Below are 25,407 nucleotides of genomic sequence, written 5' to 3' on the forward strand. Positions count from 1 at the left end.
GTAGCAAGCTTGCGCAGTTCGGGTGTTCATGCGCTATTGGATAGCTCGAATCCAGTATAGAGGGCCAGTCGACACTAATCAATCTTTTATGGGCTGATCTGTATCGGCTAGGCAAGAACTTTCGCGGCGACCTCTTCGACTGTCCGCTTATCTTGGAATCAGTCCCATCTGCGCTAGGCGCTGGCTGAGTACGAGTGATACTGTAGCGAGAATCGAGCCCGCCAATCGCTCGCCGACGCGGCACTCCTGCGGGGCCGGCCCAAGGCCTGGCGAACCCGCTCCGATCGAACACCTCATCATAGACCGACATGATCTTCTCGACTCAGTCATGTACCAGTATCGCCATATGTCTTGACCTGCATGGACGTAGTTTTCGGCACGCACAACTCCGTTTGACCTGTGCGGACGTAAACTCGGCACGCACACCGTTACGTAGTACGGCGAATGGCGGCGACCGATGAATCTGGCTGGTCGGTCAACCGTGATCGCAGGGCTGGAAGCGTTGCGGCCTAAGGAGTGGTGGCCACGTTGGTGCGCGGCAACCGGTGCGGGGGCGAGGCGCGGGACGACGGGGCGCGAGCCGGGAGACCTCGGCGAGGCGCTTCGTCGCTTCTTCGACGGCGGTGATAACCACACCGAGATCCTCGCCTACGACGGCCTCGCCCACGCGAATGGGGGCCAGTTGCCCCGTTGCGAAGAAGATCCTCCGTGAACTGACACAGGCAAGATGAAGCTTGCCGTCACACCACGTCATCGAGGGTCCGAACCGTGAACGGCGGAAATTGCCGGTCGCGCAACAGAACGCGCAGTTGTGGCCAGCCGCGCTGGGGTGCGCCGTCGGCCAGTACCAGCCGGGCATTGCGGCGAAGACGTTCGTTGCGGCTGGAATCCTGTACGAGATCGTTCAACGCTTCCCTGACCTGAGGGTGGCGATCCGGTTTGAGCTGGAGCACCAGGCTCGACACGAACTCGTCGTCCAGTTCAGGGAATGCGTCGATCACTTGCATTTGGAGCGCGCCACTCGCCCCGGACAGCAACTCCCTCATGGCCGCGCGCCACCAGATCGCGGTGTCCTTCTGGGTGCGGGGTGGTGCGCCCCTCAGACGTCTGCCGAAAGTGAGCATGAACCGCACCGCCTCCGCCCCGTTCACCGCACGGCCACGACGATGGCCTGGCTGGACGTAGCTCGACACCGGAGCGATGAAGGGGCCGTCGACCGGATCGCGGAAGGCGGTGTCGAGCAACGCCTGCTCATCGTCGAACCATTTCGCGAGCAAGACGACGAGCACGGTGCGCGCGGCTGTCGCATCGGCGGTGTTGCGGTCGGAGAGGTATGACTCCACGACGGTGCGTGCGGGACCCGGTTCGTATCGGCCTTCCTCGACTCCGGTGCCGATCAGTTCGATGAGAGTCTGGCGGAGGTGGACGGATTGTCGCGCTTGACGCAGCCACGCCGTCAGCTCGTGCCATGTCGGCAGTGAGAGCACCTGGGTGTCGATCGCTGTGCGCAGCAGTTTGGCGCTAGCGCTCTGGTCTCGTTCCTTTGGCGACGCGACGCCGGTGTCCACGAGTTCCCGGACCTGGGTTGCCCTGGCCTGTGCTCGTGCCGCGAATCCTGGAAGCATCAGGAAATCCTGCACCACACGGCGTTCGGCCCACCCCAGTGCGATGTCGAACAGCATCAGGGCGTCCGAGTTGAGAGTGTCCGTGGGCACCAGTTGCTTGACGAACATCGCGCGGGCGTTGCCGAGCACGCCCGGATTGGCTGCGATGTGGCGCACGGCTTCTCTGGCCGTCCTCGACCCGCCCAGCATGCTGCGGACCACGAGTCGAAGCAGCAAATCCGCGTCGGTCCACGGCGTGAGGGGAGCGTCGCGCACGGCAGGCCCCTCTGCGGCGTGGTCGACGAGTCGTACCGCGACCTGGTCCGCGAGGCGGGCGATCTGCGACTCGGGCAGTCGAGGTGATTCCAGCGCGCGGCGTGCGGTCTCGGCCCAGTTCTGCTCGGGTGTGTGCTGCTTGTGCTGGGAAGCAGGTAGGCCGTCGCTCAGCCAGGACGTCCATGCTCTGGTCACGGCGTTGTCCTGCCGCAGGCCGAAGTCGACGAGCCAGCCACGGCGCAGTTCGCCGTGCACCTGGTTGCTGGACACGGTGCGCAGGACGGTGACGAGCGCGGCTGCGGTCGTCGACGGTGGCGCGTGCCAGGCGAACGCGCTGACCATGCCGCCGAGCCGGACGATGTCGAGCCAGGCCAGATCCCGATTCGTGTCCATCCGACCGATCAGCGTCTTCAACTCCGCCAGTTGACGGGACCAGCCGCCTGCGGTGGCTGCCACGCGCGCGGTTTGGATCTTGTGCAGCTCCGCGTGCGCCACTACGGCCGTGTGCGTCCTCTTCGGGCTGATGGGAACGACCTCGTCGGCCCACTGCCCGAGATCGAACTCGGGAACAGCGTCCGCGTGTGCGGACAGCAGATTGAAGACGTCGATGACGTAAGTGTTCAATCCGTGTGTTGTCGCCGTGCTGCACAGGACGCGGAGCTGATCCATGACCACGTCGGGCGCTACGTGCAGCAACGAACCGAGCTGCTGCAGCAGCTCGCGATGGTCACCGAACTCCTGGCGCGACAGAGAAGCGACGTGCGATCCGAGGTCAAGCTTCTCCATCGCTCGCGCCGCCAGGTTGCGATCACGGTGGCCGAGACGTTCCAGCACCTTGAGAACCGCGAGCCACGCGGAATCACCCCGTTGGACGCAGCGGTGCAGCACGTCGACGTCTGCCTGCTCCCAGGTGCGCACCGGGGACGGCATGAGTGCCAGGCAGTCTCGCACCTCGGGCAGTTCCGCCGTCGCCAGCACCTCGCCGAGCTGTTCGAGGCACTCTGCCGACACCCCTCCGCTCTGGGCCGTCACCCTGAGCACGGTGGTCCTGAGTTCGGCGGGGAGCGCCACTGCGCCGGCGTCGGTCAGGAACCGGCCGGCCATGGCGTTGGCGTCGGCGGCGAACGCGCCGTCCGGCCAGGCACAGAGCCAGGTCTGTTCGAAGACGGCCAGCATGAAGTAGTCGTTCGGCTGTGCACGGCACCGCTCTTCCAGCAGAGCGAGACCCTGTACGCCCCAGATGAGCAACAGCGTTCTGGCCGCGGCGAACTCGAAGAAGGTCTGGTGGAAGAACCGGAACGCGGTCTGGCCCGACACCGTCGTCAGCGCACCGACACCACGTTGCACCAGGAGCTCGACCTCCTGGTAGAAGGTCCCCGCCGACACAGGTGCGATCTCGTTGAGCGCGATTTCCGGGACGCCGGTGATGAGCATGTGCAACGCGAGCAGAGCCGCCGTGTTCTCCAGGTTCACGTCGGCAGTGGAGGCGGGCGCCCAGCCGTGCCAGGCTCGACGGTCCTGGCACACGCGGTCGGCCCAGAACTTTCGGTGCAGCCCGGTCACGTCCACGTCGTCGTAGATGGTGGTGGGTGCGTAAAGCTCGAACAACATCCGCAGCGTCAAGGGTTTCCGTGCCAGCACGCCCAGGTGCTGGCGTCGGGCGACGGCGGAGATGAGCTTGTCGGCCATCTCGTGGCCGACCTGGGCTGTGCAGTAGACGCGACAGTGTGCGGCGACGGCTCGCTCGAACTCGCTCGACCCGCCTGGCGGACGAACGGTGTCGTAGTCGCGCAGCTCCACGAGCTGCCACTCGTCCGGCAGCCGCCGTGCTTCCGCGGGACGGCTCGTGACCACTACCGATGCCCCCGCCGCGTGCGCTTCCGACACGAGCGTTCGCAGCGCCATCCAGGTCACGTCGTCATTGACCAGCAGGTCGACCGTGTCGATGAGGATCGTGCACGCACGGCCGGCGGTGACCGCCGCGTGCACGGCCTCGGTCAGGACGTGGCGCGCCACGATCGGTGCGCCATCGACGTCCTTCTCGTACAGCCACGTCGCCTTCAACAGGTGCACGTCGCGATTGCCGTCGCGCAACAACTGCCGGGAGAGGCCCCAGACCAGGCTGGTCTTGCCGGCGCCTGGTGGGCCGTACAGCACCAGTGGCCGGTGTCCAGGCGCGTGGACACCGGCGAGCAGCTCCTCCTCGACATCGCGAGGCACGTAGAGCCCTGCTTCGAACCGCAGGCCGCCGGCCAGTTGCCCCATCTCCTCCTCGGCGCGCTCGCTGAGCAGCCGCAGCCGGGAGAGGGAACCGGCCGCAGATGCGACCTGTTCGTGGTCCTGAGGCTTCGGCACCGCGTTGACGAGGTGTTCGACCATCGCCAAGCTCGTCGAGTCGCCGGCCATCCGGGAGGAGGCCGATGGGGGTGGGGCCAGCCCGAGGGCGTTGAGCAGCTGGTGTCTCGCGGCCTGATCATCGAGTCCGGAGAGCTCGATCACTCGTTGGGCACGTGCCTGGCACGGCCGGACGATGACCCCGACCTGCGTCGGAGAGTTGGCCGCCGCGATGGCCCACCGTGCCTGCAACGCCTCGTCCGCCACCGCTGTAGGGCTCAGCACGAGCAGAACTGCCTGGCTGTTCGCGGCGTGCGCGGCGACGTCGACGAGGCGGTGCCGGGACCCGGCGTCGACGTGGACGGGTACGCCCGCGCCTTCGAGCTGACGTGCGATCCACTGAGCCCAGGTCACGTCGATGTCCGCGGCGCAGACGACGAACGACTCGGGCATGCGGCCATTCTCCTACAGACGATCGACCCGGATCTGATCACCCGGATGAGGTACGTGCGTGACCATTTGGAGGGAACGGAGCCACTGACGGTGCACTATGGCCGGTAGGGCGGCCGTGCGTCGGTCCGAGAACGACGGGAACAGCAGAAGATGCGGGTGAGCCTCGAACGTGAGGTGTGGACTCTGGGTGAGCGGCTCGGCCGAGGTTGGTTCGGCGACGTCCTGGAGGCGTGGACGGAGTCCGGTGAGCTCGGCGCCGCCAAGCTGGTGTTCAAGGAGCCGGGAGCGGAACGCGAGCTGCTGTTCGCCCACCTCACCGGAGTGCGTCATGTGATACCGGTGATCGACCGGGGTGAGACCGACACACATCTTGTGATGGTGATGGTGAGGGCGGAGAAGTCGTTGCGCCAGCACCTCGACGAGCACGTGGGCGCGCTTGACAGCGGTGCGGCCACCGCGATCCTTTCCGATGTCGCCGAGACGCTCACGGACCTCGCCGCGTGTGACGGAGGCCCGGTGATCCACCGGGATCTGAAGCCCGAGAACATCCTCCTGCTGGACGGCCGCTGGTGCACGTCCGACTTCGGCATCGCCAGGTATGCCGAGTCCGCGACCGATTCCAACACGCGCAGCCATGCCAAGTCCTCCGCGTACACCGCGCCGGAGCGGTGGCGGGACGAGAAGGTGACGACCGCGACGGACGTGTACTCGTTCGGTGTCATGGCTTACGAGCTGCTCACAGGCGAGCGGCCGTTCCGCGGCGAGACCCCCGAACTGCGCGATCAGCACCTGCACAGCATGCCGCCGCTCCTGAGCGACGCCTCGCCTCAGCTCGCCGGCTTGATCGACATGTGCCTGGCGAAACCGTCTGCCTCGCGCCCGCGGTCGGCAGACCTGCCCGGCCGGCTGAGGCGCACCGAGGTCGTGCCCAGGCTCGCCGGGGTGGCCGCGCTGCAGGTTGCGGGGCAGGCCGAGGCACGCAGGCGCGCTCAGGAGGCTGCGACCTTGTCGCTGGCACGCACGAGGCGCGAGAAGCGGGAAGAACTGGCCGTGGCAGCGGCGCGAAGCTTGACGTGGATCGTCGACGGGATGAAGACCATGGCGTCGGCCGAGGCCCCTGCGGCGGACGTGCGCGACGCGAACGGCCTGCGCGTCGGCGTGGGCAAGGCGTTGCTCTCGCTGAACTGGCTCTCGCGCGTCGACAACCCGTGGGAAGACTGGGATGGGGTTCCGTTCGACGTGGTCGCGTGCACCGAGATCAGCGTGGAGATGCCCGCGAACCGCCTGGGTTACGAAGGCCGGTCGCACTCGTTGTGGTACTGCGACGTTGAGCAGGCCGGACGTTTCCAGTGGTACGAAACGGGATTCATGGCCTTCTCGCTGAACGAGACCGCCTCGGTCACCCCGTTCTCGATGCGGCCGAGCCGGGAGATCGGCATGGCGCTCAGCGGTGTGAGCGGGCGGTGGCGGCACGCGTGGCCGTTCCTGCCGGTCGTGCCCGGAGACATGGACGACTTCGTCGACAGGTGGGCCGGCACTCTCGCCCAGGCTGCGGACCGCACCCTCAGGGTGCCGTCCTTGCTTCCCGAACGCCCGGTCGAGGGTAGCTGGAGGAAGGTGTGATGGAGGGCCAACTCGTTCGTTGCAAGCGGTGGACCTGGCGGGTGGGCGAGATGATCAAGAAGGGCGGCTGGGGTCAGGTGTACGAGGCCCGGTCCGAACCCGGCGGCCTCGTCGGGGCGATCAAGCTCGTGCCGAAGGACCCCGGGGCCGAGCGAGAGCTGCTGTTCGCGAACGTGGCTGGCGTCCGGAACGTGGTACCGATCATCGACGACGGTGAGACCGATGAGAAGTGGGCACTCGTCATGCCTAGAGCGGAGAAGTCGCTGTACGACCACCTGAAGACGGTGGGAGGTCCGCTCGACCTGGTGGCGTGCCGAGAGATCCTCGCCGACGTCGCGGCCACCCTCGCGGACCTGGACGAAGCCGCCCGCAAGGTGGTTCACCGCGACGTGAAGCCGCACAACGTCCTGCTCCTCGACGGACGCTGGTGCTTGGCGGACTTCGGAATCGCCCGGTACTCCGAGGCCTCGACGGGGCCGTCCACGAGGAAGGACAAGTGGTCGTCGCCGTATGCGGCGCCGGAGAGGTGGACCAACGAGACGGCGACCAGTGCGACGGACGTCTACTCGTTCGGGGTGATGGCCTACGAGTTGATGGTGGGCAGATTGCCGTTCGCGGGGAGGAAGCGCGAGGAGTTCGAACGCCAGCACCTGAGCGTGCCTCCGGACATTCCCGCGACCGCGCCGGCTTCTCTCGCCTTGCTGGTGGACCAATGCATGGAGAAGGCGTCTGGTGCGCGCCCGAGCGCCGCAAGTCTGCCGCGCCGGGTCGAGAGGCTCACCGAGACGGCGTGGTGACTTGATGCCCGGGGATCGTGGCGAGGAACGCTTCCCACTGGTCACGTGGAAAGCGCAGTGCGAGGGCGGGATGTTTGCTGTCCCGCACGAGCACCCCGTCCGGTGTCGAGCACACCTCGACGCAGTCGCCACCGGACGTCGAGTTGCTCGCTGATGATCTGATCCATCGTGGGGCCCTCGTCATCGTGTCCTCATGATCTTTTGGAGGTGCGGGGACCTCGGTGGCGGTCGATGCGGTCTTTCAGCGCGTTGGCGGCAGGCCAGGTGAACCTGGTCAGAAGCGTCAAGGCTTCACTCCATCGCTCTCGCGCCTCGTCTGTCCGGCCGGTGCTGTCGAGGGCTGCGGCGAGATGGTCCAGGGACACCGCGAGTTCCCAGTCGGTTTCCCGGTCGCGGTGCATGCGCACTGCCGCGAGGTGAAAGGCGATGGCGTCGTCGTAGCGGTGGAGCTCCCGATAGGCGAGGCCCGTGACGTCGAACGCCCCGGCTTCGATGGTGCGGTTGCCGAAGCGCCGTGCAATCGCCGCAGCCCGTTGGCTGCTCTCCAGCGCCTGTTCCGGCTCGTTCATGGCGATCTGGAGCGTCCCGAGCGCCACGAGGCAGCCGCTTTCGAGCGGCAGTGACGTGTGGGCGCGGGCGACCGAAAGAGCCCTCTGGATGCTTTCGTGTGCTAAGTCGAGCTCGCCCAGTTCCTGTTGCACCGCACATAGTTCGAGGAGCGCACGGGCTTCCAGGGTCTCATCGCCGAACTCGCGTACCGCGGCTACCGCTGAGGTGATGTGGCGATCGGCTGCCGTGAGTTCGCCCAAGTGCGACAGGGTCACGCCGAGGTTGACCTCTATCACCGATGCCATCGGCCGGTTGCCCAGTTCGGACGCGATGGCGAGGCTCTCTTCGAACGTGCTCAGAGCCGCGACCGGCTGGTGATCGACTAGGTGGGTCAGCCCGAGGTTGTGCATCGACCTGGCCACCCCGAGCCTGTCTCCGACCGCGCGGAACGCCGCAATCGCCGCGTCGAAGCAGTTCGCCGCCGCTCCGATGTCGCGCTGCGCGCGGTGCTTGATTCCGATGCGGTCGAGCAAAACCCCCTCGCCGTAGGAATCCTGCACTTGCCTGGCAGCCTCGAGCGCGACCTTCTCCGCGTCCGCCCACGTCCGTCCCGAGTCGCGGTTGTCGTAGATTGCGGCCAGTACGGCGGGAAGTTGCCAGGCCATGACCAGGTTTCCCGTGCGGGCAGCGCTCATCGTCGCGTCGAGGAGGTTCGCCCGTTCGGTCTCGTACCAGTCAGCGGCGCGCTGGTGGTCGGCCAGCACGAGCGGTGCGACGCCCTCGGGCGCGGCCGTGAGCTGGATCGGCATGCGGTGCAGGGACGGGGCGAGGACTCGTCGGGCCGAATCAGCGGTGTGCAGATACCAGGAGAGCACGCGCCGAGTCGCTGAGACCTGCTGGTCTGGAGGCTCGTCGAGGCGGGCCTGGTCGAGCGCGTATGCGCGCAGCAGGTCGTGGAACTGGTACCTGTCCGAGGCGATCTGGTCGATCAGGTGGTTCGCCACCAGGCCGTCCAGCAGACCCCGGGTAGTACTGTTGTCCAGCCCCGCCAGGGCGGCGGACGCGGGGAGGCTGAACTGGGCGCCGGGATGCAAGCCGAGTAGCCGGAAGAGACGGGCGGCATCGGCCGTGAGCGCTCGGTAGGACCACGCGAACACCGCGCGTACCGCGCCCGACTCGTCACCGTCTGCTGTGGACAGCGCGGTCCACAGTCCCGACTCGTCGCGCAGATCGGCCATGAGGTCCGTGAGTCGCGCCCACGGGTGAGTGATGGCACGGTCGGCGGCGATCCGCAGTGCCAGTGGAAGACCCGCGCAGAGTCTTGCCAACTCGGTGAGATCGGCGGGGTCGTCCGCGGATCGGTGTCCCGCCATCACCTCCCGCAGCAACGCGGTCGAATCGGCCGGGTCGAGCACGTGCACCGGCACCGACCACGCTCCCTCCCGAATGGACAGACCCGAGAGCTGGCTCCTGCTCGTGATCAGCGCCAGGCAACCGGATGTGCCGGGCAGCAGCGGACGAACCTGCTCGGGAGAGATCGCGTTGTCCAGCAGGACGAGGACCCGCCTCCCGGCGAGGAGCGAACGGAACAGAGCGGCTTTCGCTTGGACGTCGGCGGGAACGCCCTTGGCCGTAACACCGAGGCCTCGTAGGAACTGGTCGAGTGCGGCGTCCGGCTCCACCGGCTGACCAGGATCGTGTCCGCGCAGGTTGATGTACAGCTGACCGTCCGGGAACCGATGCTCGACGAGGTGAGCCCAGTGCACGGCTAAGGACGTCTTACCCACGCCCGCTGTGCCCGTAACCACGCAGACGGCGGGGGTGTCGTGCGCGGCGTCGAGGACGTCGTCCATCCGGCCCAGCTCCGCGGTTCTGTTTATGAAGTGCCGCACACGGCCCGGCAGTTGGCGCGGATGGCCGTGCGGGAAGTCGCGGCCCTGGACGTGCACGTCGCCGTAGATGTCCCTGACCTGGACGACGTTATGCGCGGAACCGCTCATCTCCGAGTGGGTGGTTCCCGCCGGGGCCAGGTCTTCTTCGTCATCTCCTGACATGCGCGCACCACCTGACGTCGTCTCCTGGAGTCTGCTGGTGGCGGCGCAGAGGTCACAAGCACCCATTCGAAGTCCTGATGGTGTCAGCACCATCGCGAGCAGCGACAGCACCTGTCGCGATGGGCTGCCGCGAGGCGCGATTCTGGTTGGCGGCCGCCCAGGAGCGCGCCTCGCGGTGAGGTAGACCTGTCGCCGACGCACAACGTCGGCGACCTCAATCGCGCTGGTGTCAGCGCCGGCGGAAGCTGTTCTCAGGGCGCCGCTCAGGCATCGAGCTGGGATGGCTCAGTCTGCCGTCTGACGCTGCGGCCAACCATCCCGCCCACCGCCCGATGAACTCGCCCAAATCGTCCACGGTCAGCGGTGTGAACGGCCAAGCGAGTTGCCACTCTGCGATTCCGTTCCACAAGGCCTTGGCGGCTTCCGTGCCGGGGTCGAAGGCGAAGGGGTCCTGCCGCGCCGAGCGGTTGATCAGAGGCGAGACCATGAACGCTGTCTCGAACCATTGGTAGTTGCCCTCGCCGGTAGGGGCTGCGTCGCAGAACCACAACGAGTGCCCGCGTCCCTCGTAGCCGTAGCTATCGGTCGGAATGCGCAGGTCGATCTCGGCATGCGCGATCACATCGAAAGCAGGCCGGTTCCCCTCACCCCACGTTGACTCCGCCGTCGGTTTCGGACCGGTCAAGGTGAGGGCGGCCTGCCCCAAGCGAATCTCCCAGCCGCCGCCCCGTACCGCCTGCACTCCGGCTCCCGGAGCATTGGTCGTCAACGCGTCCTTGAACATCTCGGCGATCCTGGTGAAGCTGCGCGTGGCCGCGTCGAACAACCCCGCGCGACGCTGCTGCTCCGATTGCTCGATGGACTCTGCTCGCACAGGCGCTGCCTTGCGGACGACCTGGGCGCGGTTGGCTTCCTGCAACGCGGCCAACCCAGGTGAGGCAGCCTGGTCCGCCGCGCGCTCCAACCGCTTGATCAGGTTCGCGGCGTTGGGTCGGGCTCCTGGGGATTTGTATAGGCACTCCTCGACCAATGCGGCCAGCACCGCAGGTGCGGAGACCAGGTGCGGCACGTCGCCGTGCATGTGCGCCGCGCGTAGGTCGTGGATGTACTGGCCCTGGAACGGCGGAACGCCTTCGAGTATCTCGTAGGCGATGCACCCGAAGGAGTAGACGTCGGTGGCAGCGGTGGCGCGTTCGTTGCTCCATCGTTCCGGAGCCGCGTAGGGCGCGGAGAAGGCACCCTTACGGGTATCCGGGGCGGTTGTGACGTCCGCGTAGCGGGCGATGCCGAAATCGGCCAGACACCAATGGCCGCCGAGCAGAAGCACGTTGGCTGGCTTCAGGTCACGGTGAACAACGCGGCCTTCGAGATCGGCCAGTGTCGCCGCGATGTCGCGCAGCACCTCCACGGCCGAGCCGACGTCGAGAGAACCGCCGACCTTCTCGAGATGATCCGCCAGAGAATGTTCGGCCCGTGGCATGACCAGCACCCACGCGTCGTCGGTCTCACCATCGTCGATGATCGGCACGACGTTGCGGACCCCCTTCAGGTCGGCGAACAACAGCTCACGCTCCGCGCCGGGTTCCTTGGGTACCAGCTTGGCCGCACCGTCGATCCCCGAGTCGGACTGGGCTTCTAGCACTTGGCCGTAGCCGCCCCCACCGATCAGGTCGCTGAGTTGCCACGTACTGTTTTTGCAGCTGACACGCATCGAGGCGTTCCTTTCACAAGATCTAGATTTTGAATGCGGAGTCCGATCGGGACTTCCTGCCCAGTGGCGGCCCGTTCGATGGGCGGCGATCGGTTCGCGCTTCTTAGACGACCCGCGCGGTCACGGGATGATGGGGACACCGGCTCTGGCGGAACTGATGTCCCCAGTCTCACTTCGCCGCTACCAGCGCGTGAATCCAGGTTTTTGATCTAGGGCTCGCGACCTGTACTGGATTCAACGAGGCTGCAGCTAACTACCTGTCTAAGCAGCCTTCCCGTTAGACGGCCCTGTCACCTTGGCGTTCTTCGGTTTTGCCACGGACGGGATGTCAGCGAACTCGAGTTTGATGCCCAGGAAGGTGAGTTCCTGGTTCAGCCGTAGGAGGCTGACTCTGGTGAGAGGGAAGATCTTTCCGACGTCCCAAAGCCGGCCGCCGAGCGCGAGCACCACCGTTCGCGGCCGGTCGGCGATCGTCCGGGTGCTGTCGAGTGCCTGCACCTTCTCCCGGAGCTGCTGCAGCGCCTCGGGCTCAAGGCGCTGTGACCAGGCGGATGCCTGTGCCTGGCTGAACAGGTGTCCGAGTTCGGCGGCGCGTGATGGCCACTTGATGTGGATCAGTTCATCGTTGGGGCCGATGCCGTCCGCGAGTTCCAGCTTCGGGTGCATGGGAGTGTTGGCGAAGTCCTGGTCCAGGCAGAGGAAACCCGGTTGTTTCGCCAGCTCGTCTTTGCAGTAGCGGTGTTCGTCGTCCTTGCCTCGCTGCCGTTCCCACACGGGGAACAGCAGCGAGCTCTTGTTTGCGATGAGTTCGGCGAGTTGCTCGTTGACTCGGTCGATGGAGTCCTTGCTGAGCTCGTACCACCGGCCTTGCTGCAGACAGAAGGTGCTGTCGCCGATGGTGGTCTCGAAGGAGATCCACTTGAACATCGAGATCGGCCGGCACAGCTCAGCCTGGCCTTGGTCGTCCTCGCACGGCACGAGTCGTGCCGCTTCCAGTTCCGCGAGCCGAGATCCCTCGCTGATCTGCGCGAACCGGCCGGTGATCTCCACGATGTCGAAGTCGGCGCCGAGTAGTAGCGAGCCAAGGCCAGCGATGCTCGTGGTGACGAAGGAGTCAGCCTCCTCGACCACGCCGTGCACCGCGGTCGGCCAGCAGATCCCGATCGCCCCGAAGCACTCGTCGCCGCCCAGTGCGACCGCTAACAGAGCGTCGAGCTCGGCTTTCAAGGGGTGGTTGGAGCTGACCGGTCGTACCTCGTTGAGGAATCGCAGCGGCGAGTTCTCGTCACTGGAGTCCACGATGCTGGAGATGGCACGCAGATCCTCGATGAAGTCTTCGGGCGAGCGTCCGACCTGGATGCGCAGCGAGTTTCCGCACCTGATCTGCCACGCCTTCCCGTCGGCCGCGGCGTGGTAGGTGAGGCCTTCGAGGCTGGCTGGGCCTGCCAGCCGCGTAACGACTTCGCCGGCCGGCTCGAGGCCGAAGCCGGAGAGCGAGTGCCCTTGTGGGAACGAGGTCTGCTTGCTGCGGGAACTGGTGTCGAGCGAGTTGCTGTTCAGCGTGCGCAGCTTGACGGGGTCGAGCCGGCGGATGCCGAATCGCAGTCCGAAGCCCTCGTCCAGCAGGACATCGTCGAGCAGGTGTCGAGCGCTGGCGCCCCAGCATGCTGCCATCACCCAGTTCTCGTCGATCTGGGTGAGGATCACGGTGAACGGCGTCGTCGACGACAACGCGAGGCCGAAGCCTGTCACCTCTCGGGGGTGCGGTGCCCACGTTGCGTCGTCGGCCGTCCGCACGCCTGCGAGTACGTGTGCGGGCGCACCTGCGATCTCCGTTGCGGTGTCGACCTCGACTTCGGCGCCGTCGGCGAGCTTGAGGTAGTCGGTGAGAACGAGACCGGCCCGGAATCGGTAGAGGGCTGTGGGCCCGGTGGGAAGTGCTTTGCCTGCCAAAAGAGTCGTCCTTGTCTTGCAACGACGAGCGCAGCCAGACGGCGTGCGCCCGCCGTGACGTTGAGTCTGTTGTGTACGGACGAGGCCGTACACGCAAGTGCGACGTCGACTGCGCAAGAGCCTGTGCAGCAACGGGTGGCCGACTTCGAGCCAGAAGCAGGAAGCCGGCAGCCGTCTCGTTGCAAGCGTCGCTGATCATGACGTCGTGGTCGACGTCATCGAAAGCGCAGAAGTGTCACCGAACGCGACTGTGAAGGGGGAGAAGGTCGTTCGACCTCAACGAGGCTGTGTGCAAGCGAACATTCGAGCTCGCCGATTCACTCGGCCGAGGCTCTAGTGGAACGCGGGCATTAGCCCTAGACTCAACGCGCTTCCTCCAAGAGACTTGCTGGTTGCTAGGCCAGGCGGACATGGGGTGAAGCTTCACGCGGCTCCCTGTTCCAGCGGGGGGCCGCGTTTGTGTTCGGAGATAGTAGCGTCACCCGAACGTGATCAGGATGCCTCACGCGAACGGGTGGCGTCTGCTCCGGTTCGAGGTGCTGCGCCAAACGGCAGATTCCACCGGTTGGGTGGAAAGTGAGTGTGGTCGAACTGATAGGCGAAGCGCAACTCGACACAGCGCGTTCCGTGTGAGGGCCCCAAAATAACTAACGTTGTTCGGTTATTGGGGTGCCTGTCAGGCCTGTGAGAGCGCGTCCATTGGCCAAATAGTGGCCAATATTCTCCAACTCGAAGAATTACTACACGGCGTAGTCGTTCGGCTGCGAGGCCGGGATCATCAAGATCGACCGATCGGCGGCGCGCAGCTACCGCTCGCCGCAGGTGTGCGGCGCGCATACGCACTTGTCGGTACCGAAGTGCGGGACGTTACGGCGCAGTGCGCATCCAGGATGGTCGTCGGCAGGCAGTGGTCGTAAGACAGCGACTCCTGCTGATCCATCGACGGCCCCTGTCTATGACGCCCGTAGCGGTCCGGCCGGCGTCTTCACATCGTCAGGTCGACTGGTTCTGCTGGTGAGTGGACCCGCCCATGTAGGGCAGGGCTCACCCCCCTCCATCAGCATTGGCTGACAGTGTTGGGCTGTTTAGGTGGAGTCGGCTTGAGTCGTCGTCATGGTGTGTCCGATCGCCGGGTCTCGGCTTCGACTAAGGGAGCTGATCGTGGCCAGGCTGACGAACGCTGAACTGCTCACCGCGGTGACGGGCCATCGCCGTCGCACGCCACCATCCGAGGAGGCTGGCCTTCGCTTCGCGTTCTACGGCCGGATGTCGACGAGCTCGTTTCAGGACGTTCAGACGTCTCGTGCGTGGCAGCGTGCGGTGTTGGAGGAGTTGATCGACGGTGTCGGCTCGGTGGTTGCGGAGTTCTTCGATGTGGGTGTGTCGCGCCGGTGGGCGTGGCGGGAACGTCCGGAGGCTGCAGCATTGCTGACCGCCGCCGCGGACACTGGTCGTGAGTTCGACGCGGTTGTGGTGGGCGAGTACGAGCGCGCGTTTCATGGTGATCAGTTCCGTGAAGTCGTCTCAAAGCTGAATGCGCTGGGTGTCGCGGTGTGGCTGCCGGAGGCGGGTGGTCCGGTCGAGCTCGGGAGCCCGGTGCACGAAGCCCTCATGGTGTTGCTGGGCGCGCAGGCGCAACGTGAGGTGGCGAGGGCACGGCAGCGCGTGCTGGCGGCAATGCGGTCTCAGGCACGGTTGCAGGGCCGTTTCTTGGGTGGTCGGCCGCCTTATGGGTATCGGCTTGTTGACGGTGGTCGTCATCCGAATCCTGTGCACGGGCGATGGGGCCGGCGGGTGCAGGTGTTGGCGCCGGATCCGGTGACGGCGCCGTGGGTGCGGTGGATGTTCGCCGAACGTGCTCGCGGCCGGACGGTGGCGTCGTTGGCATGGGAGCTCAACGAACGCGGCGTGGTATGCCCGTCGGGCGCGGATCCGGAGCGGAACGCGCACAGATCGGGAGAGCGGTGGATTGTCCGGACGGTCGCGATGATCCTGGAGAACCCGCGCTATACCGGCCGACAGGTATGGAACCGAAGCAGCACAACGGGTCACGGACCTGGAGGCCGTCCCGGCGGACGCGGTTCAGGTGTGCTGCGATGGAACCCGTCAGCGAGTGGGAGGTCTCCGAACGGATCGCGCACGAGCCACTCGTGGATGACGAGACGTTCGTCGCCGTTCAGGGCTTGCGGGTGGCGAAGCCTGCAAAAGACGGCGAGGTCCGGTGCTACCTGCTGGCGGGGCTCGTCGTGTGCGGGCTGTGTGGCCGGCGGATGGACGGGCACTGGGTTCATGGGCGAGCGGGCTATCGATGCCGGCACGGCTTCACCAGCGTCAAGCGACGTTCCGACGGCGAACCGCGGAGCATCTACGTCCGAGAAGACCACCTTCTCGAAGCACTGCCACATCTGCTCGGGCGGGCCGCGCGACCTGCGGAATCAGGTATGGGCGAAAGCCTGGTCGATCAATTCCGCCAGCAACACCTGCAGATTCACTACAGTGACCGGCGTCTTGAAACTCGACCCGCGTCGCTAACGCTCAAAGCTGTGGAAACTGCTCGTCGCCCAGTTCAACCGATGCTTGCGTTGGATTGGTGTGATGACATGAAATTTGCCCAAATATGAATTACCCCACGGGATTCTGGTGAATCCCGTGGGGTAATAGAATGTCCGAGGGGGACTTGATTCCCCATATGTAGCAAGCTTGCGCAGTTCGCGTGTTCATGCGCTATTGGATAGCTCGAACCTAGTATAGAGGGCCAGTCGATGCGATTCAAGATTTCGTCGGCAATTACTGAGCAACGTGTCAATAGATCGCTCGTCGCCGAAGCACCCTGCGGGCAGGGTCTCACTCTCTTGGACTTGGCCGGATTGAACGCCTCGCCATAGATCGGCAGACCCGTCTGGGTGGAGTCATCCATGAGGGTCGTCATCCCACTTAACTGAGCGGATGCTGTGTTCGGCGCGCGCAACGCTCATCATGTAGGTGGTCTCGTTCGGGCACACCCACTTGGCGGCCGAGGCGCAAACTGGTCTCCGCGAGGCGGATCTTCGTGAAGACGTTCGCCAACGCTCGACGTGATTGGCACGGCGGCCGGGTAACACCGCCTGCCGGCGTCACGACATGCCGTGGGGAACGTCGTGGTGCGGTCGACAGGAGTTTCGCGCGTGCGCTTGGAGTCGTTGACGTCCGGTATCCGGTTGAACGGGGTGGAGCCAGGCGAGACGGTCACCGTTCTCTTCGCTCAGCCGCACGGTGCCGACGCTGTCGAGCTGGCCTACAAGCGCGTTAACGGCTCCTTGGGGCAGCGCCTCGTCTTCCGCGACGACGAGGACTCGCTCACCGTCGCTAACACCGGAGCGCGTGCGTTCGACGCTCCAGCGGAGGACTTCAAGCTGGCGGCCGAGGCCAAGCGGATTCAGCTGGCCGGCCTGTTCGACCCGATGCTGGCGGTGGCGACCAGCAACGTCCGCCCGTTGCCGCACCAGATCTCTGCCGTGTACCGCGAGCTGCTGCCGCGCACGCCGCTGCGGTTCCTCCTTGCAGACGACCCCGGCGCGGGCAAGACGATCATGGCGGGTCTCTACGTCAAGGAGCTCGTGCTCCGCGACGACGTGCAGCGGTGTCTGATCGTGGCTCCCGGTGGGCTGGTTGAGCAGTGGCAGGACGAGCTCTTCTTCAAGTTCGGCCTCAACTTCGACCTGCTCACCAACCAGCTGATCGACGCGAACGTCAACGTCAACGTCTTCGAAACGAAGAACCTCGTGATCGCTCGGATGGACCAGCTCGCCCGCAACGAGGAGCTCCAGCGCAGGCTCATGGAGAGCCGGTGGGACCTCGTCGTCGTCGACGAGGCACACCGCATGGGCGCGAACTGGTTCGGCGGCGAGCTGCGCAAGACGAAGCGGTTCCTGTTGGGGGAGAAGCTCGGCGAGATCGCCCGGCACCTGCTGCTGATGACCGCCACCCCGCACTCGGGTAAGGAGGAGGACTTCCAGGCCTTCCTCACCCTGCTCGACCGGGATCGGTTCGCTGGCCAGAAGAAGACCTCGGTCGACACCGCGGGGCTCATGCGTCGCATGGTCAAGGAGGACCTGCTCACCTTCGAGGGGAAGCGGCTGTTCCCCGAACGCGTCGCCGAGACGGTTCCGTACGCGCTGACCTCGCTGGAGCAGGAGCTGTACGAGGACGTCACCGAGTACGTGCGCACCGGGATGAACCGGGCCGAGCGCCTGGACGGGAAGCGGCGGAACACCGTCGGGTTCGCGATGACCGTTCTCCAGCGGCGGCTGGCGTCGAGCCCAGGGGCGATCTACAAGTCCCTGGTCCGCCGCGCCGAGCGGCTCGAACGCAAGAAGCGCGAGATCGAGGAGGGTTTGTTCGCCGAGCCGCTTCCGAACGTCGACCTCACGAACCTCGATGACGACGAGCTGAGCGCCGAGGAGCTGGAGTTCCTTGAGGAGGAGGTCATGGATGCCGCGACGGCGGCCCAGACCGTCGCCGAGCTCGGTGCCGAACTCAAGGAGCTCGACGTGCTGATCTCGGCCGCGTCCCAGGTCTGCGCGTCCGGCACGGACCGCAAGTGGTCGGAGCTGTCCCGCATCCTCCACGACCACACGCTCACGACCGACGCCAAGGGCTTGCCGCGCAAGCTGATCATCTTCACCGAACACAGGGACACGCTGGACTATCTGCGAGGACGTGTCACCGCGCTGCTGGGGCGGCCCGAAGCGGTGGTGGCCATCCACGGCGGTGTGCGGCGGCTGGACCGGCGCAGGATCACCGAGGAGTTCACCAAGAACCCGGGGTGCCAGGTGCTGCTGGCGACGGACGCCGCGGGGGAGGGCCTGAACCTCCAGGCTGCACACCTGATGGTCAATTACGACCTGCCGTGGAATCCGAACCGCATCGAGCAGCGGTTCGGACGTGTGCACCGCATCGGCCAGACCGAGGTGTGCCGGCTGTGGAACCTGGTGGCCACCAACACCCGTGAGGGCGAAGTCTTCACCACCCTGCTCTGGAAGCTGGAGCAGATGAGCGAGTCGTACGGCGGGAAGGTCTTCGATGTCCTCGGCGAGGCGTTCGCGGAGACGCCTCTGCGTGACCTGTTGCTGCGTGCTATCCAGTACGGCGAGCAGCCCGAGGTGCGGGCGCGCATGCACGAGGTCATCGACGAGGCGGCCGGAAAGAGAGTGCGGCACCTGCTCACCGAGCGGGCGCTCGCCGCGACCGGCTTCTCGGAGGACGACCTCCAGACGATGCGTGCGGCCATGGACGAAGCCAGGGCGAAGCGCCTGCAGCCGCACTACATCGAGATGGCGTTCAAGGTCGCGTTCGCGCGGCTTGGCGGCAAGATCGTCCGGCGAGAGAAGGGACGCTTCGAGATCACCCACGTCCCGGCGACGGTCCGTGCCCAAGCGCACGCCCCGGTCGCGTCGCGGTACGAGCGGGTGTGCTTCGCGCTCGACCACATCGGGGACGAGGAAACCATCCGGGCCGACCTGCTCGCGCCGGGCCATCCGCTGCACGACGCGGTGATGGACCTGGCGACCAAGCAGTTCTCCGGTTCCCTCAACGCTGGCACGGTGCTGGTGTCGGCAACGCTGGAGAAACCCCATCTCCTGGTCGGCGTCGAGGAGACCGTGAACGACGGCACAGGTGCGTCCGTGGCACGCCGCTTCGGGTACGTGTTCGTGGACGAGCACGGCACCGTGGCTTCCGCGGGCCCGGCGCCGTATCTGGACTGCGTGGCTGCTCCTCGCGGCCACAAGGTGGACCAGGCCAGGTCCGCCGCGTGGCTCACAGACGCCGAGACCAAGGCACTCAGCTGGATCAGCGCACACCGCCTCCGTGAGTACCTCGACGAAGTCCGCCCGGCCCGCGCCGCCGAGTTGGAGCGTGCGCGAGGCCAGGTGCGGGAGCGCCTGGTCGCCGAGCGGGAGCGCCTGCTCCGGGACGCCTCCACCGCACAGGAGAAGCAGCGACGCGGGGAGAAGGTGAAGGAGACGGCCGCCAGCCTCACCAGCAAAGCCACCGATCTCGGTGTCCGGCTCATCAAGCGGATGGAGCTGCTGGACCGGCAGAGCCACATGTCGACACAGCCACCGCGGTTCGTCACCGCCGCACTGGTCCTCCCGCTCTCCGCGGTCGCCGACGAGATCGACCGCAACGCACCCCTGCACGCCAAGGAGACCAAGGAGGTCGAGCGGCGCGGGATCAACCTCGTCCTGGCGACTGAGCGGAACCTCGGACGCGCAGCCGAGGAGCAGACCTTCACCAACCCCGGCTTCGACGTGCTCTCCGCCGCCCCGGACGGCACCACGGTCCGGATCGAGGTGAAGGCGCGCAAGGCAGGTGCCGAAGACTTCTTCGTGACCCACAACGAGGTCATGACGGGCAAGAACGCGGCACCCCACTACCGCCTCGCCCTCGTCTCGGTCGATCCGCGCGGTCCGGAGCACGACCAGGTGCGCTACATCGCCGATCCCTTCAGGACCACCGACCTGGGAGGCTTCTCGGCGACGGGCGTCCGCGGGGACTGGGCCCAGTCGTGGGCGAAAGCGGCAACACCCTTCTGACCAGGACACATCCGCCACGGAACATCAGCCGCTGACCACCGCAGCGTCCACCGGTTAACGCCGGCAGGCAGGTGACGAGAGAGAACGATGGACAAGGTCGAACGCGAGCGGGCCAAGGAGATCGCGGCCAGCCTCAAGCAGTGGTCTCACCGAGCCGCGAGTGTGCTTGCGACAAGGAAGGCTGTCACGGACGAGGCCGCCGCCGCAGCCAGGGAGATCGAGCGCCGCATCTACCGGTGCGTGGTCGGCCAGACCGTCCTGTGGAAGACCTTCAACCTGAGCTCTGACGACGGTGCCCGCGTCACTGCGCTGCGGCGGGCACACGAGATGCCGAAGCTCTCCGAGGTGACGCACAAGGCTCTGAACGGTCTCACGGACGATCGGATCCGCTTGGCGCTGGCCGACAGCAGGTCGGCGTTCGGTGCCCGGCGTCTGTTCGCCTCCAAGGATCGCAAGGAGAAGGCCGCGGGCAGCGTGGGGTACCTCGCCGAGTTCGACGGCCGGCTGACCAGCTCGGGTGCCTTGAACGTGCTGGCGCAGCTGGAGCGGTGGGACCCGGCGCTGACGAACGACGTCCCCGAGAACATGCTGCTGGCGCCCGAAGTCGGCTTCGCCCACAGGCTTCCGGCCGGTTCGCAGATGATCGACGTGCGGGTTCTGGCACCGGCACGGGCTGCTCTGGCGGCGATCGACCGGTCGCTGCGCGCGGTGAACCAGGTCCAGGCCGTTGTCGCCGCCGCCGCCGAAGCGCTGCGCCAGGCCGAGACCATGGCGATGGTCGTCGAGATGCCGGTCGAGCGCCTGCGGGAGGCCACGAGCGGACAGCTCCGGCTCGGAGCGCTCCGCGAAGCGGGGATCAACACCGTCGGCGAGGCCCTGCGACACGAGAACGTGATTCCCTCGCTCCCTGGCGTGGGTGAGGTGACCGGCAAGCGGATGATCGGGGCCGCGCGCACCATTTGGCAGACCACCCTGGACGAGATGCCGGTGCGCATCGACATCACCAAGCGAACGTCTGCGGCCACCGAGCTGCTCCGCGCCCTGCGTGCCTGGGACGCGGTCCGGTCCATCGGCACGGCTTCCGCCGAGCTGGCGGCCGTGGAAGAGCTGCGCGCCGTCTTGCGCACCGTCGTCAACGGCGCCACCCACCTGGTGGTGATCCCCGCCGAACGGCAGGTCGTGGATCTTCGGACGGTTTGCGACAGGGTCACGAACTGGGCGGGCGTGCTGGGGCACCGTGACGGCAGCGGAACGTCCGGCGGCCCGGCCGACCCGTGGGAGGACTTCTTCGCGCGTCCTGCCGACTACTACGCGATGCTTTCCGAGCTGGGTTTCCTGAGCGATGACGAGGAAGGCACCGGCGACCTCCCGGACGAGATCCTCGAGGCGGTCCGCGATCTCAAGCTGGAGACGGCTCACCTCCGCGCCTCGCTGCGCGGTTACCAGTCGTTCGGCGCGCGGTTCGCGATCGTGCAGCGCAAGGTCATCATCGGCGACGAGATGGGGCTCGGGAAGACCGTCGAGGCGCTCGCCGTGCTCACGCACCTGCGCGCCAAGGGCTCCCACCACTTCCTGGTCGTCTGCCCCGCAGCCGTGGTGACGAACTGGATCCGCGAAGTCCGGTCGAAGTCGGACTTGTGGGCCTTCCGGCTGCACGGCCAGGGCCGCGACGACTCGCTCAAGCAATGGATCCGGGACGGCGGCGTGGCCGTCACGACGTACGACAGCCTGGCGTGGCTGGAGGGACGAATTCCCTCGAAGGCCGTCCCTTCCTGCTTGGTGTTCGACGAGGCGCACTACATCAAGAACCCCTCGGCCAAGCGGACGGCGAGGTCGCGGGCGCTCATCGACAGGGCTCCGCGCGCGATCCTGCTGACCGGCACGCCCTTGGAGAACCGGATCGAGGAGTTCCGCAACCTCGTCGACTACTTGCGCCCCGACCTCACGGTCGACGCGGGGGAGCACGCCCCGCGCCAGTTCCGCAAGCAGGTTGCCCCCGCCTACCTGCGGCGCAATCAGGAGGACGTGCTCACCGAGCTGCCGGAGCTGGTCGAGGTCGAGGAGTGGCTGCCGCTCTCCGACGAGGACCAGCGCGCCTACCGCGCGTCCGTGGCCCAGTCGAACTTCATGGCGATGCGCCAGGCCGCGATGCGGGCGGGCCGCAGGTCCGAGAAGATCAGCAGGCTGCTCGACATCGTGGAGGAGGCCGAGGAGAACCACCGCAAGGTGCTGGTCTTCTCCCACTTCCGGGAGGCCCTGGACGATGTCGCCCGAATCCTGCCCGGCAAGGTGTTCGGGCCGCTCACCGGATCGGTGCCCGCGGCCAAGCGCCAGGAGATGGTCGACGAGTTCTCCCAGGCACCCCGAGGCGCGGTCCTGGTCGCCCAGATCGTGGCGGGCGGTGTCGGTCTCAACATCCAGTCCGCCTCCGTGGTCGTCATCTGCGAGCCCCAGCTCAAGCCCACCACGGAGTGGCAGGCGATCGCGCGGGCGCGCCGGATGGGCCAGCTCGAGACGGTCCAGGTCCACCGGCTGCTGTCCGAGGAGGGTGTCGACCGCCGGATCACCGACATCCTCGGACGCAAGCGCGAGCTCTTCGACGACTTCGCACGGGTCTCGGCGACCGCGGACAGTGCCCCCGAGGCGTTCGACATCTCCGACGCCGAGATCGCCCGCGAGATCGTGGCCGCCGAGCGGAAACGACTGCTCGGCGGCCCGGCCTCGTAGGTCTCAGCGCCAGCTCGTTGTCGATGAACGCGAAGGTCTCATCGTTCGACGCCTTCGACGTGTCCAAGCGCCCGCCCCCTCCGGCTCCGGTTGCCCGAGCCACGGCTGGCCCACCGCGGGCGTTCACTGCGGGGCCTGTGGGGTACCAGAACTCTGCACTCGCCAGCTGAGCAGCGGCGATCGTGTGCTGTCGCCCTGACGGCATGATCGTGAGCGTGGCGCTTCGATTGTTGTACTTCGTCTTTGTTCGGCTTGTCGGTTGGCTGGTTCTGCTAGCCCGGTCTTCGGCGGCCAAAGACGTGGAGTTGCTCGTTCTGCGGCACGAGGTCGCGGTGTTGCGGCGTACCCATGGCCGTCCGCGGTTGAGTTGGGCTGATCGTGCGGTGCTGGCTGCGTTGGTGGGGCGGCTACCGTCCTGGTTGCGGGATCATCGCCTGGTGTCGCCGGGCACCGTGCTGCGGTGGCATCGGCGCTTGGTCGCGAAGAAGTGGACCTATCCGAACCGAGCTGGGCGCCCGCGGATCGATGGGACCGTCGTGGCGTTGATCGAGCGTTTGGCGCGGGAGAACGACGGCTGGGGTTACCGCCGTATCCAGGGTGAACTGCTCAAGCTCGGCCACCGGGCGGCCGCGTCGACTGTTCGCCGGGTGCTTAGTCGTCTTCGGATTCCGCCCTCGCCGACTCGAGACTCCGACACGTCGTGGCGGCGGTTCCTGCGCGCTCAGGCGGAGACCATGCTGGCGTGCGACTTCCACGTCGACTGCGCCGTCACGTTGAAACGGGTGTACGTCTTCTTCGTCATGGAGGTCGGCACCCGCTACGTCCACATCCTCGGCACCACCACCAACCCTGACGGTCCGTGGACCACTCAACAGGCGCGCAACCTCCTCATGGTTCGTGACGATCGGGTCAGCGACTTCCGATTCCTCATTCGTGACAGGGCCGGCCAGTTCACGGCGTCGTTCGATTCCGTTCTCGCCGACGCTGGCATCGACGTCATGAAGATCCCACCGCAATGTCCGCGGGCGAACTGCTACGCGGAACGGTTCGTCGGCACTGTAAGGCGAGAGCTCACCGACCGGCTGCTCATCATCAACGAGCATCACCTGAAGTCAGTCCTGAACCGCTACATGTCCCACTACAACCACCGACGACCACACCGAGCGCGGCACCACACCCCACCGCAACCCGATCACCCGGTCCCAGAGCCCGGCTGTAGGTCCGTACGTCGTCGGCGAGTACTCGGCGGCTTGATCAACGAGTACGAACCTGCAGCTGCTTGATCCGCAGGTCAGGCCTATCGAGCCGTGTTTTGGCACCCCACACGCTGGCTGCGGGAGCACCGGTTGGTGTCGCCGGGCACGGTGTTGCGGTGGCATCGGCGGTTGGTCGCCGAGAAGTGGACCTACCCGAATCGGAGTGGTCGCCCGCGGGTCGACGAGACGGTAGTGGCGTTGATCGAGCGGATGGCGCGGGAGAACGCCGGCTGGGGTTACCGGCGTATCCATGGTGAGCTGCTCAAGCTCGGCCACCGGACGTCCGCGTCGACTGTTCGCCGGGTGCTGAAGCGGCTTCGGGTTCCGCCTTCGCCGACTCGGGATACTGACATGTCGTGGCGCCGGTTTCTGCGTGCTCAGGCGGGGAGCATGTTGGCGTGCGACTTCTTTCATGTCGACTGCGTTGTCACGTTGAAGCGGGTGTACGTGTTCTTTGTGATGGAGGTCGGCACCCGTTACGTCCACATCCTCGGCACTACTACCAACCCTGACGGCCCGTGGACTACACAGCAGGCTCGCAACTTCCTCATGGAGTTGGACGACCGGGCCAGCGAGTTTCGTTTCATGGTTCGTGACAGGGCTGGTCAGTTCACGGTGTCGTTCGATTCCGTTCTCGCGGACGTCGGCATCGACATTGTGAAGATCCCACCGCGATGTCCGCGGGCCAACTGCTACGCGGAACGCTTTGTGGGCACTGTTCGACGAGAGCTCACCGATCGGCTGCTGATCATCAATGAGCGTCACCTGACGTCAGTGCTGGTCCGGTACGTCTCCCACTACAACCACCGGCGACCACACCGAGCGCTGCAGCACACCGCGCCACGACCCGATCATCCGACCGGAGACCCAGGTTGTAAATCCGTACGTCGTCGACGCGTGCTCGGCGGCTTGATCAACGAGTACGAACCTGCAGCCGCTTGATCCGCAGGTCAGGCCCGTTGGGTCATGTTTTGGCACCCCACAGGCCTACATGGACTCGCGTGGTAGACACAGTGGCGTCGTCGAGCCTGAGACGCGTGTTGTCGGCCGTGAGAGATACGGCTGCGGAATCTTGTGGTCGGCCGCAACCTGCTCATGGACCTACCGTGTATCTCGCGCGGATCAGGTTACTCATCCGCGACCACGACGCCGAAAACCTCGCGTTGATCGACAAGATCCTCGCGCTCCGCGGGACCGCGACCGTGCGGCGGGTGTCCGGACGCTCCGCGTCTGCCCAATCGCCGAACCCTAGGTCGCTATGGCGAGCTCGCTTGACCTCTTGACCTCAGCCAGATCGAGTGCTTCACGACGCCTAGGCGGAACTACTTACGAGTACGTCCATATGGCTCAAGCTGCATGGAGTAAATCTCGGGATGCACATGGTCGTCCGACCGGGTGGTGCTTCGCGCCATCGGGGTGGCATCGGGTTGAGACCGGGTGAAGATGGCTTGGTGTGATGCGGAGGTGTAAGCAGAATGGTGGAGTGTGATCGTCC

Annotated in this window: 12 protein-coding genes and 1 pseudogene; 8 read left to right on the forward strand and 5 right to left on the reverse strand. The window is 66.2% G+C overall.

Annotated elements, in window-relative coordinates; all coding sequences use genetic code 11:
- Window positions 1–740: 740 nt before the first annotated feature.
- Complete coding sequence (locus OG205_RS05495; protein ID WP_330275144.1) at window positions 741–4,667, reverse strand: TIR domain-containing protein; 3,927 nt, start codon at window positions 4,665–4,667, stop codon at window positions 741–743.
- Window positions 4,668–4,823: 156 nt separating this feature from the next.
- Between OG205_RS05495 and OG205_RS05500 the strand changes: the two genes are divergently transcribed.
- Together OG205_RS05500 and OG205_RS05505 are read left to right on the forward strand one after the other, a co-directional pair.
- Complete coding sequence (locus OG205_RS05500; protein WP_330275145.1) at window positions 4,824–6,290, forward strand: serine/threonine-protein kinase; 1,467 nt, start codon at window positions 4,824–4,826, stop codon at window positions 6,288–6,290.
- Window positions 6,290–7,087 carry a serine/threonine-protein kinase gene (locus tag OG205_RS05505; RefSeq protein WP_330275146.1) on the forward strand — a complete coding sequence of 266 codons (798 nt, stop codon included), beginning with the start codon at window positions 6,290–6,292 and terminating at the stop codon, window positions 7,085–7,087. The genes OG205_RS05500 and OG205_RS05505 overlap by 1 nt, the downstream gene beginning before the upstream one ends.
- Here OG205_RS05505 and OG205_RS05510 read toward each other — a convergent pair.
- From OG205_RS05510 to OG205_RS05525, 4 genes are all read right to left on the reverse strand, one after another.
- On the reverse strand, window positions 7,068–7,271 hold the full coding sequence (locus OG205_RS05510; protein ID WP_330275147.1) for a DUF397 domain-containing protein: 204 nt from the start codon (window positions 7,269–7,271) through the stop codon (window positions 7,068–7,070). The genes OG205_RS05505 and OG205_RS05510 overlap by 20 nt on opposite strands.
- Window positions 7,272–7,278: 7 nt before the next feature.
- The gene (locus tag OG205_RS05515) at window positions 7,279–9,690 is read right to left on the reverse strand and encodes an ATP-binding protein (RefSeq protein ID WP_330275148.1); all 2,412 of its coding nucleotides are present in this window, start codon (window positions 9,688–9,690) and stop codon (window positions 7,279–7,281) included.
- A gap of 229 nt (window positions 9,691–9,919) precedes the next feature.
- On the reverse strand, window positions 9,920–11,401 hold the full coding sequence (locus OG205_RS05520) for a serine/threonine protein kinase (protein WP_330275149.1): 1,482 nt from the start codon (window positions 11,399–11,401) through the stop codon (window positions 9,920–9,922).
- Between the two features lie 261 nt (window positions 11,402–11,662).
- Entirely contained in the window at window positions 11,663–13,354 is a 1,692-nt protein-coding gene (locus tag OG205_RS05525) for a TIGR04141 family sporadically distributed protein (protein ID WP_330275150.1), read from the reverse strand.
- Between the two features lie 1,266 nt (window positions 13,355–14,620).
- Between OG205_RS05525 and OG205_RS05530 the strand changes: the two are divergent.
- The 6 genes and pseudogenes from OG205_RS05530 to OG205_RS05555 form a co-directional block, all read left to right on the forward strand.
- Window positions 14,621–15,334, forward strand: a pseudogene (locus OG205_RS05530) (recombinase family protein); the annotation flags it as partial.
- 290 nt (window positions 15,335–15,624) lie between these two features.
- On the forward strand, window positions 15,625–15,975 hold the full coding sequence (locus tag OG205_RS05535; RefSeq protein ID WP_330278108.1) for a hypothetical protein: 351 nt from the start codon (window positions 15,625–15,627) through the stop codon (window positions 15,973–15,975).
- Between the two features lie 543 nt (window positions 15,976–16,518).
- Entirely contained in the window at window positions 16,519–19,929 is a 3,411-nt protein-coding gene (locus OG205_RS05540; protein WP_330275151.1) for a helicase-related protein, read from the forward strand.
- Window positions 19,930–20,016: 87 nt separating this feature from the next.
- A complete protein-coding gene (locus tag OG205_RS05545; RefSeq protein WP_330275152.1) occupies window positions 20,017–22,656 on the forward strand; it encodes a DEAD/DEAH box helicase in 2,640 nt (879 codons plus the stop codon).
- 437 nt (window positions 22,657–23,093) lie between these two features.
- Window positions 23,094–23,939 carry an integrase core domain-containing protein gene (locus OG205_RS05550; RefSeq protein ID WP_330275153.1) on the forward strand — a complete coding sequence of 282 codons (846 nt, stop codon included), beginning with the start codon at window positions 23,094–23,096 and terminating at the stop codon, window positions 23,937–23,939.
- 165 nt (window positions 23,940–24,104) lie between these two features.
- Window positions 24,105–24,854 carry an integrase core domain-containing protein gene (locus tag OG205_RS05555; RefSeq protein WP_330275154.1) on the forward strand — a complete coding sequence of 250 codons (750 nt, stop codon included), beginning with the start codon at window positions 24,105–24,107 and terminating at the stop codon, window positions 24,852–24,854.
- The last annotated feature ends 553 nt before the right edge of the window (window positions 24,855–25,407 follow it).

The organism is Lentzea sp. NBC_00516, from assembly GCF_036346835.1.
Lineage (GTDB): Bacteria > Actinomycetota > Actinomycetes > Mycobacteriales > Pseudonocardiaceae > Lentzea > Lentzea sokolovensis.

Excerpts from the sequence above, each read along its gene's own strand:
- OG205_RS05515 (WP_330275148.1), bottom strand. The coding sequence starts at position 9,690 with ATGTCAGGAGATGACGAAGAAGACCTGGCCCCGGCGGGAACCACCCAC.
- OG205_RS05505 (WP_330275146.1), top strand. The coding sequence starts at position 6,290 with ATGGAGGGCCAACTCGTTCGTTGCAAGCGGTGGACCTGGCGGGTGGGC.
- OG205_RS05520 (WP_330275149.1), bottom strand. The coding sequence starts at position 11,401 with ATGCGTGTCAGCTGCAAAAACAGTACGTGGCAACTCAGCGACCTGATC.
- OG205_RS05510 (WP_330275147.1), bottom strand. The coding sequence starts at position 7,271 with ATGACGAGGGCCCCACGATGGATCAGATCATCAGCGAGCAACTCGACG.
- OG205_RS05495 (WP_330275144.1), bottom strand. The coding sequence starts at position 4,667 with ATGCCCGAGTCGTTCGTCGTCTGCGCCGCGGACATCGACGTGACCTGG.
- OG205_RS05535 (WP_330278108.1), top strand. The coding sequence starts at position 15,625 with ATGGACGGGCACTGGGTTCATGGGCGAGCGGGCTATCGATGCCGGCAC.
- OG205_RS05545 (WP_330275152.1), top strand. The coding sequence starts at position 20,017 with ATGGACAAGGTCGAACGCGAGCGGGCCAAGGAGATCGCGGCCAGCCTC.